Origin of the sequence: Sphingobium sp. BHU LFT2, assembly GCF_018604485.1 — a bacterium.
GTDB lineage: Bacteria > Pseudomonadota > Alphaproteobacteria > Sphingomonadales > Sphingomonadaceae > Sphingobium > Sphingobium yanoikuyae_A.
In genome coordinates this window covers 1,002,299-1,020,340 of sequence record NZ_JAFCGW010000001.1, presented here as the reverse complement: position 1 = coordinate 1,020,340, position 18,042 = coordinate 1,002,299, and the positions used below count along the sequence as shown (strand labels likewise).

General features: G+C 66.3%; 16 protein-coding genes and 1 tRNA gene. 2 read left to right on the top strand and 15 right to left on the bottom strand.

What is annotated here, in order from left to right; all coding sequences use genetic code 11:
• Positions 1 to 6: 6 nt before the first annotated feature.
• Positions 7 to 588: an LOG family protein gene (locus tag JQK15_RS05105; RefSeq protein WP_214864006.1), complete on the top strand. Its 582-nt coding sequence runs from the start codon at positions 7 to 9 to the stop codon at positions 586 to 588.
• Positions 589 to 642: 54 nt separating this feature from the next.
• On the top strand, positions 643 to 1,632 hold the full coding sequence (locus JQK15_RS05100; protein ID WP_214863831.1) for a phytoene/squalene synthase family protein: 990 nt from the start codon (positions 643 to 645) through the stop codon (positions 1,630 to 1,632).
• A 305-nt stretch (positions 1,633 to 1,937) separates the two neighbouring features.
• Here the strand turns inward: JQK15_RS05100 and JQK15_RS05095 are convergent, their stop codons facing one another.
• The 15 genes from JQK15_RS05095 to JQK15_RS05025 all read right to left on the bottom strand — a co-directional run bounded on the left by JQK15_RS05095 (position 1,938) and on the right by JQK15_RS05025 (position 18,034).
• Positions 1,938 to 3,284: an ammonium transporter gene (locus JQK15_RS05095; protein ID WP_214864004.1), complete on the bottom strand. Its 1,347-nt coding sequence runs from the start codon at positions 3,282 to 3,284 to the stop codon at positions 1,938 to 1,940.
• 13 nt (positions 3,285 to 3,297) lie between these two features.
• Positions 3,298 to 3,636 (bottom strand): P-II family nitrogen regulator, encoded by a 339-nt coding sequence (locus JQK15_RS05090; RefSeq protein ID WP_004209785.1) that lies wholly within the window; start codon positions 3,634 to 3,636, stop codon positions 3,298 to 3,300.
• Positions 3,637 to 3,792: 156 nt separating this feature from the next.
• The gene (locus JQK15_RS05085) at positions 3,793 to 4,368 is read right to left on the bottom strand and encodes a DUF924 family protein (RefSeq protein WP_214863829.1); all 576 of its coding nucleotides are present in this window, start codon (positions 4,366 to 4,368) and stop codon (positions 3,793 to 3,795) included.
• Between the two features lie 87 nt (positions 4,369 to 4,455).
• A complete protein-coding gene (gene tldD / locus JQK15_RS05080; RefSeq protein ID WP_125988739.1) occupies positions 4,456 to 5,898 on the bottom strand; it encodes a metalloprotease TldD in 1,443 nt (480 codons plus the stop codon).
• A 44-nt stretch (positions 5,899 to 5,942) separates the two neighbouring features.
• Positions 5,943 to 6,170: a zinc-finger domain-containing protein gene (locus JQK15_RS05075; protein ID WP_037518483.1), complete on the bottom strand. Its 228-nt coding sequence runs from the start codon at positions 6,168 to 6,170 to the stop codon at positions 5,943 to 5,945.
• A 54-nt stretch (positions 6,171 to 6,224) separates the two neighbouring features.
• A complete protein-coding gene (locus tag JQK15_RS05070) occupies positions 6,225 to 6,404 on the bottom strand; it encodes a hypothetical protein (protein WP_017501515.1) in 180 nt (59 codons plus the stop codon).
• Positions 6,405 to 6,555: 151 nt separating this feature from the next.
• Positions 6,556 to 6,631: transfer RNA gene (locus JQK15_RS05065), tRNA-Val, on the bottom strand.
• Between the two features lie 68 nt (positions 6,632 to 6,699).
• Positions 6,700 to 7,689 carry a helix-turn-helix domain-containing protein gene (locus JQK15_RS05060; RefSeq protein WP_214864002.1) on the bottom strand — a complete coding sequence of 330 codons (990 nt, stop codon included), beginning with the start codon at positions 7,687 to 7,689 and terminating at the stop codon, positions 6,700 to 6,702.
• Between the two features lie 220 nt (positions 7,690 to 7,909).
• Positions 7,910 to 8,761, bottom strand: a complete 852-nt coding sequence (locus JQK15_RS05055) for a D-amino-acid transaminase (protein WP_214863827.1) — start codon at positions 8,759 to 8,761, stop codon at positions 7,910 to 7,912.
• 207 nt (positions 8,762 to 8,968) lie between these two features.
• Positions 8,969 to 10,486, bottom strand: a complete 1,518-nt coding sequence (gene rpoN, locus JQK15_RS05050) for an RNA polymerase factor sigma-54 (protein ID WP_097385228.1) — start codon at positions 10,484 to 10,486, stop codon at positions 8,969 to 8,971.
• A 45-nt stretch (positions 10,487 to 10,531) separates the two neighbouring features.
• Entirely contained in the window at positions 10,532 to 11,317 is a 786-nt protein-coding gene (lptB, locus tag JQK15_RS05045; protein WP_010336951.1) for an LPS export ABC transporter ATP-binding protein, read from the bottom strand.
• Positions 11,318 to 11,468: 151 nt separating this feature from the next.
• Positions 11,469 to 13,103 carry an arylsulfatase gene (locus tag JQK15_RS05040; protein ID WP_214863825.1) on the bottom strand — a complete coding sequence of 545 codons (1,635 nt, stop codon included), beginning with the start codon at positions 13,101 to 13,103 and terminating at the stop codon, positions 11,469 to 11,471.
• 93 nt (positions 13,104 to 13,196) lie between these two features.
• Complete coding sequence (locus tag JQK15_RS05035; protein ID WP_010336953.1) at positions 13,197 to 14,135, bottom strand: TauD/TfdA dioxygenase family protein; 939 nt, start codon at positions 14,133 to 14,135, stop codon at positions 13,197 to 13,199.
• Between the two features lie 31 nt (positions 14,136 to 14,166).
• On the bottom strand, positions 14,167 to 15,576 hold the full coding sequence (locus JQK15_RS05030; protein ID WP_214863822.1) for an MFS transporter: 1,410 nt from the start codon (positions 15,574 to 15,576) through the stop codon (positions 14,167 to 14,169).
• A gap of 22 nt (positions 15,577 to 15,598) precedes the next feature.
• A complete protein-coding gene (locus JQK15_RS05025; protein WP_214863820.1) occupies positions 15,599 to 18,034 on the bottom strand; it encodes a TonB-dependent receptor in 2,436 nt (811 codons plus the stop codon).
• Positions 18,035 to 18,042 lie beyond the last annotated feature (8 nt).

The window sequence follows — 18,042 nt, the reverse complement described above, 5'->3', positions numbered from 1 at the left end:
AAGATGATGAAAAGACTGGCTGTTTATTGTGGTTCGGCGACGCCGGCCGACCTCACCTATATTGACGCGGCGCGCCATGTCGGCCGCACCCTGGCACAGCGCGGAATCGGCGTCGTCTATGGCGGCGGGCGGCTGGGCCTGATGGGCGCGGTGGCGGATGCGGCGCTGGAAGCGGGCGGCGAGGTGATCGGCGTGATCCCCGAGGCGCTGGTCGGCGCCGAAGTCGCGCATCGCGGCTGCACCGAATTGCACGTCGTCCAGACCATGCACCAGCGCAAGCAGCTCTTCACCGACCTGTCGGACGGATTCGTCACGATTCCGGGCGGCGTCGGCACGATGGACGAGCTGTGGGAAGCGATCAGCTGGGCGCAGCTGGGCTATCACAACAAGCCGGTCGGCCTGCTCAATGTCGCGGGCTTCTATGACCAGTTGATCGGCTTCAACCGCCAGATGGTGGAAGCCGGCTTCATCCGGCCGCAGCATGCCGGCATCATGATCCATGATGACAGCATCGAGGGGCTGCTGGACCAGATGGCCGCCTATCAGCCGCACGAGACGATCTTCGCGATGAAGGCCGCGCGGCTCTGAAATAATATTCCCCTCCCGCTTGCGGGAGGGGTTAGGGGAGGGCATGTCCGCTTCATGGACTTAACAGGCCCTCCCCCGGCCCCTCCCGCAGGCGGGAGGGGAGAATGGAATCGCCCCGCCCTGGTCGCCCATGCCCGCGACAGCATTGCGCGGGGCTCCAGGAGCTTTGCCATGGCGTCGAAGCTGTTCGACCGGGTGACGCGCGAGCGGGCCTGGCTGCTCTACGCCTGGTGCCGCAAATGCGACGACATCGCCGATGGGCAGGACCATGGCGGGACGATGCGCGGCGTCGCCGACGGGCAGGCGCGGCTGTCGACCCTGCGGGTGCTGACCGATGCGGCGCTGCGTGGCGAGCCGACCGGCGACCCGGCCTTTGACGGCTTTGGCGTCGTCATGCGCGAATGCGCGATCCCGCACCGCTATGCCCATGACCTGCTGGAGGGGTTTGCGCTCGATGCGCGTGACTGGCGGCCGCGCAGCGAGGCCGACATGCTGCGCTATTGCTATCATGTCGCGGGCGCCGTCGGCTGCATGATGGCGGTGCTGATGGGCGTCGACCCGGAGGATGAGGCGACGCTCGACCGCGCCTGTGACCTAGGCATCGCCTTCCAGCTCGCCAATATCGCCCGCGACATCAGCGAGGATGAACTGGCCGACCGCTGCTACCTGCCGGTCGAATGGCTGGTGGAAATGGACATGCCCCCCGGCGAGCATATGAAGCCCTGGCTGCGGCCGAAGCTGGCGATATTGGGCCAGCGGCTGACCAACATGGCGGCGGCCTATGAGGATAGCGCGCGCCATGGCACCGGCGCGCTGCCGGCGCGGGCGGCCTGGGCGGTGCTGGCGGCGGCGGGCATCTATGGCGACATTGCGCGCGAAGTGGCGCGGCGGGGCGAGCATGCCTGGGACCATCGCGTGGTGACGCCGGGGCGCGAGAAGCTGGGCTGGGTGATCCGCGCGGGACGGCAGGTGCCGGGACGGGCGCGGCGCTGGCCGGCAAGGGCGGCGCGGGCTGTGGGGTTGTGGACACGACCGGCTGTCTGAATTTGGGTGGTTTCCTGCCATTCCCCTCCCGTAAACGGGAGGGGTAGCGAGACTTGCGCGCGCAGCGCGTTAGTCGCAGCGGGGTGGGCTATCGCGACGTCCAGCCCACCCCCTACCCCCCTCCCGCCTGCGGGAGGGGGAACAGGTCAGCCTCTGGTCGTACCCGGCCCATTGAACTCGACCCGCTGCCTGCCCTGTGGATAAAAATAGGGCCGGTGTTTTCACACCGACCCCAAGGCATGTTCGCAGGAGGAACAAGGTGAGGCGGGCGGCCCTGGCCCGTGGGATGGGCCGCCCTGCCAATCTCAGTAATTGTAGGCGCGCTCGCCATGCTCGCCGAGGTCGAGGCCTTCATATTCGACCTCCTGGCTGACCCGCAGGCCGGTGATGGCCTTGGCGATGAAGATGGCGATGGCGGTGCCGATCGAGGCCCAGATGATGGTCACGACGACCGCTTCGATCTGGACGAGCAGCTTGGCGCCGATTTCATAGTCCGCCGCGCCGGGGCCGCCGAGGGCCGGCGAGTAGACGATGGCGGTGCCGATGGCGCCGATCATGCCGCCGATGCCGTGGATGCCGAAGGCGTCCAGGCTGTCGTCATAGCCAAGCTTGGGCTTGAGCACGGTGACGGCATAGAAGCAGATGATCGAGGCAACGGCGCCCAGCACGATCGCACCGAACGGGCCCGAGTTGCCGGCGGCCGGGGTGACCGCGACGAGGCCGGCGATGACGCCCGAGCAGAAGCCCAGGGCCGACGCCTTGTGGCCGTTGACGCGTTCAGCCAGCATCCAGAACAGGGCGCCCGATGCGGTGGCGACGAAGGTGTTGATCATCGCGAGGGCGGCCGAACCATTGGCTTCGAGCGCCGAGCCGGCGTTGAAGCCGAACCAGCCGACCCACAGCAGGCCGGTGCCGACGGCGGTCAGCGTCAGGCTGTGCGGCGCCATCGGTTCCTTGGGGAAGCCGATGCGCTTGCCCAGGATGAGGCAGGCCACCAGCGCCGAGACGCCGGCGTTGATGTGAACGACGGTGCCGCCCGCGAAATCGAGCGCGCCGGCCTTGAAGAAATAGCCCGAAGCAGCCCAGACCATGTGCGCGATCGGGAAATAGACGATCGTCAGCCAGATGGCGGCGAACACCATCACGGCCGAAAATTTGATGCGTTCGACCACCGAACCCAGCACCAGCGCAACGGTGATCGCGGCGAAGGTCATCTGGAAGCAGACGAAGACATATTCCGGAATCTCGACGCCGGCGGTGAAGGTCGCGGCCTGCGAAGCGGGCGTGATGCCCTTCAGGAAGGCCTTGTCGAAGGTCGAGACGACGTTGGAGAGGCCGCTGGTATAATCGGGACCGAAGGCCATCGAATAGCCGTACATGACCCAGATCAGCATGGCGAGGCAGGCGGCGGCGCCGATCTGCGTCATCACCGACAGCATGTTCTTGCTGCGGGCAAGACCGCCGTAGAACAGGGCGAGGCCGGGCAGGATCATCAGGAAGACGAGGATGGTGGAGGTCATCATCCAGGCAACGTCGCCCTTGTCCACGGTCGCGGCCGGCGCGGCCGCGTCCTGTGCCCAGGCGGGCAGCGCGGCGAACAGCGAGAGGCCGGTGGCCCCCAGCGCGCCGCAAATCTTCTTCGAAAAGGTCATCATTCCCCCCTTCTTACAGCGCGGTTTCGCCGGTCTCGCCGGTGCGGATGCGCACGGCCTGGCCGACATCGAGGACGAAGATCTTGCCATCGCCGATCGCGCCCGAATTGGCGGCGGCCTGCGTCGCTTCCACTACGCGCGGCGCGAGGTCGTCGTCGCAGACCACCTCGATCTTGATCTTGGGAACCATGTTGGTGGAATATTCGGCGCCGCGATAGATTTCGGTCTGGCCCTTCTGGCGACCAAAGCCCTTCACTTCGCTGACCGTCATACCGGCGATGCCAAGCGAGGAAAGAGCCTCGCGGACATCGTCAAGCTTGAACGGCTTGATGATAGCCATGACAAGTTTCATGTCGCCCCCTTATTTGGTGTGCGGCGACATACCAGCAAGAGGCGTGCCAATTTGCTAATGACGCATTAACGCGGGATTTCCACTAGGGGAGATTGTTGCGCCGCCGAAAAAATGTGCAGATGCACAGCCATGCCTAAAAAATAGGCATGTTCCCGCCTACCATTGCGATCCTTCGGCGACCGCTGCCGCTTCGGCGGGCAGGGTGGTGCGACCAAGGGCAGCGTTGCGATGGGGGAAACGGCCGAAGCGCGCGATGGTTGCATGATGCTGGCGGGCGAAATCGAGCGACCGGGCGTCGCCGGCCCCTTCGAACAGGGAGAGCGACAGCTCCTGATCGGCCAGATCCTCGCTATGCTGGAACGGCATGTAGAAGAAGAGCCGGCCGGCCCCGCCGATCTGGATGTCATAGCCCAGCGCGATGGCGCCGCGCGCTACCTCACGGGCGATCGGGTCGGTGGCAAAGGCCTGGGCCTGGCCGCGGAACATGTTGCGGGGCAGCTGGTCGAACAGCAGCACGGCGGCCAGCGCATCGTCGGCGCGGTCGAGGAAGCTTTCGGGCGGAAGCGTCCGCTTCTCGCTCCACAGGACGGCGAAGCGGTCGATGCAATGCTGATCGAGCGCCGGATCATGGCTGTACCAGCCTTTCTCGCCCACCTGGTTGAACCAGAAGTCGAGCAGGGCCGCCGCCCAGTCGGCGGTCACGGCGTCATGGCTGTCGGTCAGCATGTTCATACGCAAAATACGTGTTGATCGCCGCCCGGTTCCTCGGCCCATGGCGGCGGCGGGTCGGGTGACCGCGCCGCCATGGCAGGAGTGGGGTCAGGCGGCGGTACCGCCGACGGTCAGCCCGTCCATCAGCAGGGTCGGTTGGCCGACGCCGGCCGGCACGCTCTGCCCACCCTTGCCGCACATGCCGATCCCTTCGTCGAGCGCCCAATCGTTGCCGATGCCGATCACCTTGGTCAGCGCGGTCGGGCCGTCGCCGATCAGGGTCGCGCCCTTGATCGGATCGCCGATCTTGCCATTTTCGACCTTATAGGCCTCTGTGCAGGAAAAGACGAACTTGCCCGAGACGATGTCGACCTGGCCGCCGCCGAAGCTCTTGGCGAAGATACCCGACTTGACGCGCGACAGCAGCTCTTCCGGATTGTCCTGGCCACCCTTGATGAAGGTGTTGGTCATGCGCGGCATCGGCGCATGGGCATAGGATTCGCGGCGGCCATTGCCGGTCGGCGCGACGCCCATCAGCCGGGCGTTGAGGCGATCCTGCATATAGCCCTTGAGGATGCCGTCCTCGATCAGGATATTTTCCTGCGTCGGCGTGCCTTCGTCATCGATCGAGAGCGAACCGCGGCGATCGAGGATGCTGCCATCGTCGACCACGGTGACGCCCGGCGCGGCGACGCGCTGGCCGATGCGGCCGGAAAAGGCACTGGTGCCCTTGCGGTTGAAATCGCCTTCCAGGCCATGGCCGATCGCTTCATGGACCAGCACGCCCGGCCAGCCGGGGCCAAGCAGCACGGTCATCTCGCCGGCGGGGGCGGCGACCGAGCGGAGATTGACCTGGGCCTGGGCCAGCGCCTCGTCAATCGCGCGGTTCCAGATCTTGGGGTCCATCACCTGATCGTAGAGATAGCGGCCGCCAATGCCGAACACGCCGGTTTCGCGCCGGCCATTTTCTTCCAGGATGACCGATACGTTGAGGCGGACGAGCGGGCGGATGTCGCTGGCGGTGAAGCCGTCGGCGCGGACGATCTCGATCACCGACCAACTGCCGGCGAGGCTGACCGAGACCTGGGCGACGCGCGGGTCGCGGGCGCGGGCGGCGGCGTCGATCGCGGCGCACAGGGTCACCTTCTCGGCGAAGGGCACCAGCTCCAGCGGATTGGCGTCGGTATAGAGGTGGCGATTGGTGCGCTGGGGCGGCGGGGCGGGCTGGCCCTTGGCCGGATCGAGCAGAGTCAGCGTCTGCGCCGCCTTGGCGATCGCCGCTTCGCTGAGGTCATTGGCATGGGCAAAGCCGGTCATCTCGCCCGAGACGCCGCGCAGGCCGAAGCCGGCATCGGTCGAATAATCGGCGGTCTTGAGCCGGCCGTCGTCGAAGCCGAAGCTCTCGCTGGCGCGATACTGGAGGTAGAGCTCGCCATCGTCGCAGGCCGAAAGCGCCTGCGCGGTCAGGCGGCGCGCGCCATCGGGATCGAGCAGGCCCGGACGATAGAGCAGGCCGCGGGCATCAGTGAATTGCGAAGCGAGATCGGTCATGCCGCCCGATATAGGCGCGGCATGACGGATGCCCAATGGAAATTTTAGAGGCTAGCGCCCGAGGCGATGTCCGGCTTGTTGCCGAGATCGGCATTGTCGGCGACGCCGCCGGCCAGCACGAAGCGGCGATCGCAATAGCCGCAATCGACATAGCCATGCTCGTCGATTTCCAGGAAGACGCGCGGATGGCCAAGGGCGGCGGGAATGTCACCCGAACCGTCGCAGGAGACGCGGGACTTGGTGACTCGGATGATTTCGGGCGGCTGGATCATGGGAGGCGGAATTAGCAGCGGTGACGCGCCGCCGCAATATCTGGCAGCGCGCGATTACATCAGCGGATAGCGGGGCTGGGTGCAACCGGCGTCGGCGGGGGGCTTTGCCGCGATCCTTGCGCTTGGAGCCTTGGCTTGCCAGTCGGCGCAATTGCCGACCGCCATCACCGCGAAGGGCGACAGCATCAGCAATATCGGCGCGACGGAGCCGCCAAGGAAGAAGCTGATCGGCATGGGCGGGAAGATGCCGGAACCATGCTTGCTGCAGGATGAATGTTACGGGTGCGGATCAGGGCTGGTTTTGCCTGGATGGCTAAGCCCTTCGCTGTCGCTCGGGAGTTTTGCGGCCGCCCGTCCCCCGGACGGGCTCTAAAGGCCGCAAAACTGGTGGGCGATGACGGGCTCGAACCGCCGACATTCTCGGTGTAAACGAGACGCTCTACCAACTGAGCTAATCGCCCCCATGGGGTGCGGGCGCTTCTAGATTTTTTTGGGCGCGGGTCAAGCGGCCTTTATCCGATGGGGTAGATCAGTGCGCGCGATAGCGATGGCTGGCGCCGAACCAGCGGATCAACTGGTCAGCCGCGTCGTCGGCGAGCGCGATGAAGATGCGGCGGCCGTCATGCGGATCGGCACGGCGCTCGACCAGGGCCTTGTCCGTCAATGTGCGAATCCAGCGCAGCGCCGTGGTCGGCGGCACGGCGGATGCGATGCAGAGGCTGGAGACAGAGACATGGGCCTGTTCCAGCCGGGCCGCGAGCAGGTCGAGCATCATGTCCCAGGCCGGATCGGCGAACAGGTCGCCGGGCAGGAAATCGGCACGCAGCCGGCGGGCGCGCAGCAGGTCGCGGACCTGGGCGGCTGTGACGGAGGCGGTTTCCGGCATGGTGGCCGTTCCGATCGTGGCCATGGCCGGCATGGCGGTATAGCCGCCCTGGCGGTCGGCGATGCGTGCGGGCATGTCGAACGCGGGGAGCGTAGGGCGCGGCCGATCGGTCAGGGCCTCGATCGTGCGAGCAAGACGGCTGACTTCCTCGCTCAGCCGCTGCAGCCGGTTGCCGTCGCTTTCATGGGTGGCGTCATGCAGATTACGGGGCAGGGCATCGCTGTGCGCGGCGGCGAGCAGGGCGGCGGCGATGTCGCTATTGTCGGGACTGCACAGCAACTGGGTCTGCGGGCTGCGCATGCAGGCATAGGCCGTGTCGAGTGTCTCGATCCCGGCGAGCAGGACCACCGCCATGCGATTCTGAATCGCGATCGTCTCGACCTGGACTATCAGCCGTTCGAGCAACGGATCAGGCTGCTGGCAGAGCAGCAGCACGACGTCGCAGCCCACCTGCATGTCGAGCCGGGCGGCGGCCTGGCCGAGCGGCACGGTGCCGAGCAGGCGCAGGCCGGCGGCATCGGCCAGCATGGCGGCATCGTCGAACCACTCGTCATCGGCAACGATCAGCAGCCCGCGCCGGTCATCCGGCGCGGCATAGGGGCTATCATGATCGGTCGAGAAGGGATCGGCCATCACCACGCAATCTCCCGTGCCTGTTATGTTCCGCAGCTTAGCCGCTTGCCCACCGGGCGCAGCCGGCGCTGACTCCATAATGGCGCAAATGCACGGGGCTGTCGTGATGGCCGTCACGCGCCCGCGATATCGGTGGGGATGCGGAAACGAAAAGGGCGCCGGCTGATGCGGGCGCCCTGTTCTGCCTATTCGATCCGAAATGGACTCATTTCGTCGCAGGTCAGACCGCGGTGCGACGGGCGAAGTCGATATAGAGTTCGCGCAGCCGGGTCGCGACCGGGCCGGGGGTGCCGTCACCGACCGGCTGACCATCGATTTTGACGATCGAGAGACAGAAGGTCGAGGCGCTGGTCATGAAGGCTTCCTTCGCGGCGAGCGCTTCGGCGAGGGTGAAGGGGCGGCGGATGACGGCGATGCCGCTTTCTTCCGCCAGCGCGGTCAGCGCCGCGCCGGTGCAGCCGGCCAGCACCGACTGGCTGTAGGGGCGGGTGACGATGCCTTCGTCGGTGACGATGAAGGCGGTGGAGGAGGCGCCTTCGGTGATGAAGCCATCCTCGATCATCCAGGCTTCCTGCGCGCCGGCTTCCTTGGCCGCCATCTTGGCCATCGCCTGGGCGAGCAGGCCGACGCTCTTGATGTCGCGCCGCGCCCAGCGCAGGTCGGCCATGGTGGCGACCGCGACGCCGGTCTTCGCGGCGGGCACGTCGAGGAAGGTCTTGTCCTGGACGAACATGAACAGGGTCGGCTGCAGCCCGGCCGGCGGGATGAAGTCGCGGGTGACATCGGCGCCGCGGGTGATCTGGAGATAGACCAGGCCCTCACCAAGGCCATTATGGGCGACCAGCGCCTTCTGCGCCGCCTCGATCTCGTCCAGGGTCAGCGGCAGGGCGATGCCGATTTCGGTGCAGGAACGTTCCAGCCGGGCGAGATGGCTGGCGCTGTCGACCAGCCGGCCATCGATCACGGCCGCCACTTCATAAATGCCGTCGGCAAACAGGAAGCCGCGATCGAGCGGGGAGATGCGGACGTCTTCGAGCGGCAGAAACTGGCCGTTGAGATAGGCGACGGACATGGCGGCGGGCGATCCTTGGTCTGGTGATTTACGCCGCCGCTTTTGCCGCCGCGGCGGCCGGGGTCAAGGCAGCGAAATAGGATTTGCGGCGCTTAACTTCGCATATTTCCCGCACATTGTGACATTATCTTGCGCTGCCTTGATCCTATCGGAAAGTCAGGGGATGGCAGCGCCGATGATAGCGGAAAGCGCCGCTGTAGGACAGGCTCAGGCGGCCTTGCCCTTGAGCGCCTTTTGCCGGCGGCGCTGGACCGAGGAGCCGATGCCCATGGATTCGCGATATTTGGCGACGGTGCGGCGGGCGATGTCCATGCCCTTGGCGCGCAGCAGGTCGACCAATGTGTCGTCGGAGAGGATGGCATGGGCCTCCTCCGCGCCGATCAGCGCCTTGATATGGCTCTTCACCGCCTCGGCCGAGACGGCGCCGTCGCCATCCGCCGCCGCGACGCCGCTGGTGAAGAAATATTTGAGTTCGTAGAGGCCGCGCGGGCAGGAGAGATATTTGTTCGAGGTGACGCGGCTGACGGTCGATTCATGCATTTCGATCGCGTCGGCGACCGCGCGCAGCGTCAGCGGCTTGAGATAAGCGACGCCGTTGCGGAAGAAATCCTCCTGCTGGCGGACGATCTCGCTCGCCACCTTGATGATCGTCTTCTGCCGCTGGTCGAGCGCCTTCACCAGCCAGTTGGCGCTGGCGAGGCAGTCGGCCAGCCAGGCCTTGCTTGCCTTGTCCTGCGGGCCGCCGGCCAGTTCGACATAATAGGTGCGGTTGACCAGCACGCGCGGCAGGGTGGCGCTGTTGACCTCTATGCCCCAGCCTTCGCGGGTGCGGCTGACGAACAGGTCGGGCGTGACCGGCGTCGCGCTGTCGCTGGCAAAGCGCAGGCCGGGCTTGGGATCATAGCCGCGCAGTTCGCGGATCATGTCGGCCAGATCCTCCTCATCCACGCCGCAGATGCGGCGCAGCTGGGGCAGGGCGCCCTTGGCGAGCAGGTCGAGATTGGCGAGCAGCCGCTGGATGCAGGGATCGTAGCGGTTCGCCTCCTTCGCCTGAAGGGCGAGGCATTCGGCGAGCGAGCGGGCGCCCACGCCGGTGGGATCGAAGCTGTGGATAACTTCCAGCACGCCTTCCACCGTGAAGAGCGGTACGCCCAGGCCATGGGCGGTCTGGAGCAGATTGGCCTCCAGATAGCCCGCCTCGCTGATCTGGCCGATCAGCTGGGTGGCGATCAGCAGGTCCATGCCCGACAGCGTGCTGCGGGCCTGGTCCATCAGATGTTCCTGCAGGCTGGGCGCGGCATTGGCGAAACTGTCGAAATCGACCGCTTCACCCGAACCGCTGCCGCCACCGAGCATGTCGAGCGAGCCTGAGCCGCTGCCCGCGGCCATGCGGTCGGCCGGGCCATCGTCGATGAAGGTTTCCGCGCCATGATCGACGTCGAGCGGACTGTCGGCGCCGCCCAGCCCCTGGGCAATCAGATCGTCGCTGGCGCCGGTTTCGGCGGCCAGCGTGGGCGCCTCCACCTCGCGGTCGACGCCGCTGCCTTCCCGGCCGCCGTCATCGGCGGCACCCTGTTCGAGCAGCGGGTTCTTTTCCAGCTCGCCCGCGACGAACGCCTCGATCTCCAGATTGGACAGCGCCAGCAGCTTGATCGCCTGCTGGAGCTGCGGCGTCATCACCAGAGACTGGCTCTGGCGGATGTCGAGGCGTGGCCCGAGCGCCATCAGCCGGGCCGTCCTGCATCAGCGAGGGGGCGCCGGCCGATCATGTCAGAGCTGGAAATTCTCGCCCAGATAGAGGCGGCGAACATCGGGATGGGCGACCAGTTCGGTCGGGCTGCCGGCGAACAGCACCTGGCCGCTGTAGATGATGCAGGCGCGGTCGACGATTTCCAGCGTCTCGCGCACATTATGGTCGGTGATGAGGACGCCGATGCCGCGCGTCTTGAGCTGCTTCACCAGATCGCGAATGTCGGCGATCGACAGCGGGTCGATGCCGGCGAAGGGCTCGTCGAGCAGCACGATCGAGGGATCGGCGGCCAGCGCGCGGGCGATTTCGCAGCGACGCCGTTCACCGCCCGACAACGCCATGGCGGCAGAATCGCGCAAACGGGTCAGGCCGAATTCGTCGAGCAGCTGTTCCAGCTTCTCGGCACGGGCGGCCTTGTTGGGTTCGGCCATTTCCAGCACGGCGCCGATATTCTGTTCGACCGTCAGGCCCCGGAAGATCGAGGTTTCCTGCGGGAGATAGCCCAGGCCCAGGATCGCGCGGCGATACATGGGCAGGCCGGTAATATCCTGGCCGTCGAGGATGATGCGGCCCTGGTCGGGACGGACGAGGCCCATGACCGAATAGAAGCAGGTCGTCTTGCCCGCGCCATTGGGGCCGAGCAGGCCGACGACCTCGCCCTTGCCCACGGTCAGCGACACGTCGGACAGGACGACGCGCTTGTCATAGCTTTTCGCGATCGAGATGACGGACAGGCCCTCGCCCACTTCCTGCGGGGCGAGCGGTCGCGCCGAAGCGGCCCTGTCCTGGATCGTCACATCGTCCATCACTTCAATCCTTGTGCCGCCAAATCGGGGTGCGGCGGACATGGGTCCGCCTGCGGCAATTGGCAAGCTTTGTGCATGGGATCGCCGCCGGGGCAAGGGGAAAATGCGATGGAGAAGAGGGGGATGGGCGTGCCATCCCCTGATACGCGGGTTATTCCACCATGATGCGCGGGTTGGGCAGGACCACGCCGACATCACTGGCATAGGCATCCCACGCCTTTTCCAGCGCCGCCCGGCGTGCCGGTTCGCGGGTGGACAGGTCCGTGGTCTCGCCCGGATCGGCGGCGATGTTGAACAGATGCCATTGGCCATCGCCGGCATCGGTGATCTTCCAGTCGCCCTGACGCAATGCGCGCGAGCCGAACAATTCGGTGCCGATCGCCTCGCTGGCGGGATGCACCGTCTGCGCCGTGCCGGCGAGCCAGGGCGCCCAGCTGGTGCCGCGGATCGGCTGGACGGTCCGGCCCTGGAACGTCCCCTTGGGCGGGGCGATACCGGCCAGGTCGATCAGCGTGGGGGCGACGTCCATGACGTTGAGATAATCATGGGCGATGCTGCCGGGCTTCTTCACCGCTGGTCCGGAGAGGAAAGCGGTAGTGCGGGTGCCACCCTCGGTCGCGAACGCCTTGTAGAGCCAGGAGGGGGTGGTTGCCGCCTGCGCCCAGCCGGGGCCATAGCTGATATAGCTGCTGTCCTTGCCGAGATTGTCATAGCTGTTGTCGGCCGCCTCGGCGCGGGCGCGGAAGCGGGGATTCCTGGCATGGACCAGGTCCATCCCCTCGGCGCCATTGTCGGCGAGGAAGAGGATGACGGTATTGTCATACTCCCCGCTGGCCTTCAGCGCATCGATCACCCGGCCGACATTCTGATCGAGCCGGTCGACCATCGCGGCATAGATTTCCATCGTCCGTGACGCGGTCTTCTTTTCATCCGGGGTCAGCTGCGCCCAGGGCTTGCTGTTTTCAAGGGGGTGCTGCGCGGCACTGGCCGGGACCAGGCCGAGGGCGATTTGCTTCTTGAGCCGTTCGGCGCGCAGCGCTTCATAGCCCGCCTCATAGCGGCCCTTATATTTGGCGATGGTTTCGGCCGGGGCCTGTAGCGGCCAGTGCGGCGCGGTGAAGGCGAGATAGGCAAAGAAGGGCTTGTCGTCCTTGGTCGCCTTGATCTGGTCGATCAGCTTGGTGGCGAAGGCGTCGGAGGAATAATAGTCGCTGGGCAGGCTTTCGAGCGTGCGGCCATCCTCGCGATAGGTGGTGAAGCCGGGCTTGGGCGTGGCCGAAATGTCGGTGCCATAATGATTGCCCGCCCCCTGCAGCAGCGCGAAGCTGTGCTGGAAACCGCGGGCATGGGGATCCTGCTCGGGCGTGAGGCCCAGATGCCATTTGCCCGAAAAGAGGGTGCGATAGCCGCCGGCGGTCAGGACTTCGGGCAGAGCGGCGATGTCGGTGCGCAGATAGCCCTCATGGCCGGGCTTGCCGACCTGATTGGGGGCCTGCATTTCTGCCATGGTGCCAAGACCGGCGCGATGATTGTCGGTGCCCGACAAGAGCATCGAGCGGGTCGGCGAGCAGGTCGGCGCGGTGTGGAAGCCGGTCAGGCGCACGCCCGACAGTGCGAGCCGGTCGAGATTGGGGGTGGATATCTCGCTGCCGAAGGCGCCGAGATCGGAATAGCCCAGGTCGTCGGCGACGATCACCAGGAAATTGGGACGCTTTTCCTGCGCCGCCGCGGGCGTGGTGAGGGCGGTGGCCAGCGCCAGGCTGGCAAGGACAGTGCGGAGCTTCATGGGGTCTTCCGTGAAAAGGGGCCGCGTCCGAAAGGAACGCGGCCCAGTGTGCCGAAGGTCAGGGTCAGGGTAGGGGGGGTGAGCAAGCCCTGCTCAGGCGGCTTCGGCAATCTTGCCATCTTCCTTCTTGATGATGCGGCTGTTGCGGCCGTCGATCGAGACGGGGACGGTGCCGGCGATGGTGGCGCGGCGCAGCTGGCGATGCTGGGTGCCGAAATCGGCGATGGCGCGATGCTGGGTGGCGCGATTGTCCCAGATGGCGACGTCGCCCGGCTGCCAGCGCCAGCGCACGGTATTTTCCGGCCGGGTCACGGCATCCTGGAAGGTGGCGAAGAGGCGCTGGCTGTCGGCCTGGCTGAGGCCGACGAATTGCTTGAAGAAATGGCCCAGGATCAGCGAGCGCTCGCCGCTTTCGGGATGGACATGGACCAGCGGATGTTCGGTTTCATAGACGGTTGAGGCGAAGACTTCGCGATAGCGCTTCACCGCTTCCTCGTTCGCATTGGTGACGACCGAGGCATAGTCATAGAGGTTGGAATGGACCGCCCACAGGCTGTTGGCGAGCTGGCGCAGCGGTTCGGGCAGTTCCTCATAGGCGGCCGCCGTATTGGCCCAGAGCGTGTCGCCGCCCGCCTGCGGGATGACGATGGCGCGCAGGATCGAGGATTCGGGATAGGCGGGGACGAAGGTGACGTCGGTGTGCCAGCTCGACGCGGCGCGGCCCTCCTTCGAATCCAGTTCCAGCAGATATTTGGAGCCGGGCACGACCGGGACGGTCGGGTGGGCGACGGGCTTGCCGAACCGTTCGGCAAAGGCTTCCTGGCCGGCATCGTCGAGATGATGCTGGGCGCGGAAGAAGATCACCTTGTGGCGGACGAGCGCGGCGCGGATCGCGGCGATGGTGGCGTCGTCAAGGTCGCCGCCCAGCGCAACGCCGCGAATCTCCGCGCCGATGCGGCCGGCGACGGGAACGACATCGAGCGGACCGTCGGCATCGGCGGCGTTGAGGAAGCTCTGGGTCAGGATGGTCATGGCAGGTCTCCTTGAATTTATGCGTGGACGGTCAGGCGGGGATCGCGTCGCGCTGGTCGAGGGCGCGGCGGATTTCGGCATGGGCGACTTCGTCGAGCGGGAAGCGCCAGATGATGAGGGTGGCGATGATGTGGGCCAGGGCCGGGCCGAGGGCGAAGACGGTCTTCAATCCTTCGAGCGCGGTGGGATCGTTGTGCGGGCCGGCGGCAAAGCCGAGCCAGGCGATGAGCGGCAGGGCGATGCCGATGCCGATCGCCGGGCCGAGTTTGGCCGAGAGGGCGAAGACCGAGAAGAAGAGGCCGGTGCGGTCATGGCCGGTGCGCAGCCGGTGGGCATCGGCCACATCGGCGACCATGGCGCGCAGCATGAGATTGCCCGAGCCCTGGGTCAGCCCCTGGGCGATGGTGAGGGCGAGCAGCAGCGGCAGGCCGCCGGGGAAGACGAAGAGCAGGCCGATATTGATCGCTGCCTGGGCGATTTCGCCGCTGATCGCTGCCTGGCGCTTGCCGATGCGGGTGCCGATGCGCAGCCAGATCGGTGCGGCGGCGACGCCGAAGATGAACTGGAGCAGATAGAGGCCGCTCGCCCAGGCGGGTAGGCCCATATACCAGACCGCGAAGAAGACGATCAGGCTGGCGCGGATCGACTGGCCGGCGGTGACCACCGCGTCGGAGGCGAGGACGCGCAGCAGCAACCGGTCGGAAAAGATGACGCTGGTGGCGCGCCAGAAGCTCTGGCGGACCGGCGGGGTGGCGGGCACCGGCGGTTCGGGCACGGAAAAGAGGGTGAGGGCGAGGCTGGGGATGAGGGTGGCGATGATGAAGCCGCCGACCAGTTGCAGCTTCAGCGTGCCATTGCCCGGTTCGACCTGGTCGAGGATGGTCGGCAGCACCAGCACGGCGAGCAGGCCGATGGCGCGCAGCAGCGCCTGATAGCTGACGACGCGGGTGCGGCCATGATAATGGCGCGATAGCTCGCCGGCCCATGCGGAGGCCGGGATCTCGATCATCGACCAGCCGAGATAGAAGAAGAAGAGGGCGGCGCCGAGATAGGCGGGTGTCACCAGCGCGGCGGGCGGGAAGAAGAGCAGCGCCGAAGACAGGCCGAACAACAGGCCGCCGGCCGCGATCCATGGGCGCCGCCGGCCGAAGCGGCTGCGGGTGCGGTCGCTGAGTGCGCCAACCAGCGGATCGGCGCTGACATCCCAGATGCGGCCCAGCAGGAAGATGAAGCCGATGGTCGCGAGCGAGAGGCCGAACTGGGTGGCGTAGAGCTGGGGCACGAACAGGGCGAGCGGCAGGCCGGCGCCGGCGATCGGCACCGCGATCGAGGCGAAGCCGGTGAGGCGCAGGCGCGAGGGCTCCCCCTCCCCGACGCGGGCGGGTTCCGGCCGGGTGATGCTCCGGTCATCCAGATAGTCTGCGTAGGGAAGGGTGGCCATGATCTTGCCTCCGTATTGGGGGTCAGAATTTGCTGCGCAGGGTGACGCCGATGGTGCGGGGATCGCCGACGGTGGCGGTGACGAGGCCGGTGTTCGCGACCGAGAGCGTGTCGACATAATCCTTGTCGAACAGGTTCTTGGCCCAGAGCGACAGGTCGATCAGGCCATCGTCCAGCCGCACGCCGATGCGCGCATTGGCGACGCCGTAGCTGGGCACCAGCGAGTAGCGGCTGTCCGACACGGCGGTGTAGTAGGAGGAGCGCCAGCTATAGTCGGCGCGGCCGTAAAATTGGGCGTCGCCCCATTTGGTGGTGCCGAGCGGAATGGCGAAGTCGCCGCCCGCGCTCCACGACCATTCGGGCACGCCCGACAGCGGCTTGCCGCTCAGGTCGGTCACGGCCGAGCCGCCGGTGGTCGGGTTCAGTGCCTCGACCGGGGTGGGGCCGTTCTTGAAGTCGACATAATAGGCGTCGGTATAAGCGAGCGAGGCGTTGAGGTTGACATAGCGGCTGAGCGCCAGCGCACCGTCCAGTTCGAAGCCGCGCGCGCGCGCCTCGGGAATGTTGGTGATATAATTGCGGGTGCTGTTGGTGCCGACAATCTGTTCGGTGATCGCGGTCTGATAGTCGAAGATATTGGTCCAGAAGGCGGCGGCGTTGAGCGTTGCCTTGCCGCCCCAGAACTGGCTCTTCACGCCGGCTTCGTAATTGTCGACCTTCTCGCCGCCGACATCGGGGCTGACCCCGGCCGGGATGTTGGTGAGGTTGAGGCCGCCCGACTTGTTGCCGCGCGAATAGGTGGCATAGACCAGCACGTCGGGCGTCACCTTGTAGGACAGGGTGGCCAGACCCGAGAGGCTGTTGTCGGTGAAGCCGGTCGAGTAACTGGTGATGGGGTTGAGGCTGTTGCGCAGTGCGATCGCTGCGGTGCGCTGGGCCGCGGTCAGGCTGGAAAGATCATTCCCCTCCGCCCACCACTGGCTGTAGCTGCCCTGCTTCTTCTCGTGCGTGTAGCGCAGGCCGAGCGTCAGCGAGAGGCTGTCGGGGATGATGGCGTAGCTGGCCTGGCCGAACAGCGCGGCGCTCTTGGTTTCCGGATTGGAGCTGGAGCGGGCGACGAAGCCGTTGACCGCCGCATTGCTGACCACCGGATCGGCATTGGGGAAGAGCCAGAGCGGCGCGTCCGGACCGTAGCCGGCGGCGCCCGACCCGTTGATGATCTGCCAGAAATAATAGGCGCCCAGCACATAGGAGAGGCGGGTGTCGCCATTGGAGGCGACGCGAAATTCCTGGCTGAACTGGCGCTGGTTATTTTCCTGGTGGTTGAGCGTGTTGACCGAGAGCGAGGTGGCGTCACTGTCGTTGCGCGGATACCAGTTCCAGGCGCGATAAGCGGTGATGGAGCTGAGCGTCACCGGGCCGACATCCCAGTCGGCCTTGCCCGAAATGCCCCACTGATTCATGTTCGCCTGGAACTGGCCGTCGACATCGACCTTGCGGGCGAAGGGATCGGTGGCGAGCGGCGTGTAGCCGGCGCGGGCGGCGCGGATCGCGAAATTGTTCGCGATCGTGTTGCCGTCATCATAGGTGGTGAAGACGGTGCTGGGCAGGCGGACGCAGCAGTTGAGCGTCTGCTTGGCATAGTCACCGATCAGGCGCAGGCTGAAGCCTTCACCCTGGGTCAGCAGCAGCTGGCCGCGCGCGGTGAAATTGTCGTAATCGTGAATTTTCTTGCCGTTATGGACATTGGTCAGGAAACCATCGCGATGGGTATCGGCAATGCTGACGCGCACCGCCGCCCAGTCGGTCAGGCCGCCCGTCACGGAGCCGCGCACCTGATGGAAACCATAGTCGCCCAGCGTCGCTTCCACCTGGCCGCCGAAATCGAAGCTCGGCTGGCGGGTGGTGATGTTGATGGCGCCGGCGGTGGTGTTCTTGCCGAACAGCGTGCCCTGTGGCCCGCGCAGCACCTCGATCCGTTCAAGGTCGACCAGATCGAACTGGCTGGCGCCGACGCGGCCATAATAGACATCGTCGATATAGACGCCGACGCCATTTTCGAGACCGTCATTGGTCAGCGCGACGTTGGAGCCGAGGCCGCGAATGTTGATGTTGGTGTTGCGCGGGTTGAAGCTGAACAGCTGGAGGCTGGGCGCGACCTGCTGCACGGCGGCGAGCGTATAGTCGCCGCGCTGTTCGACCAGATCGCCGCCGACGACGGACAGGGCGACCGGCACGTCCTGCGCCTTTTCGGCGCGGCGGCGGGCGGTGACCAGGATGGGGGCGCCATAATCGCCTTCATCGACGGCGGCTTCGGGGGCCGGGGCAGGCGCCGCGGCGGCGGGTTCGTCGGCAGCATGAGCGGCGCTCGGCAACAGGCCGATGGCGACGCCGGCGAGCAGCAGGCGACGGAGGGACAGGCCGTGCCGGGGTCGGCTGGGCGCGAGGGCTTGGGACATGAAAAGGC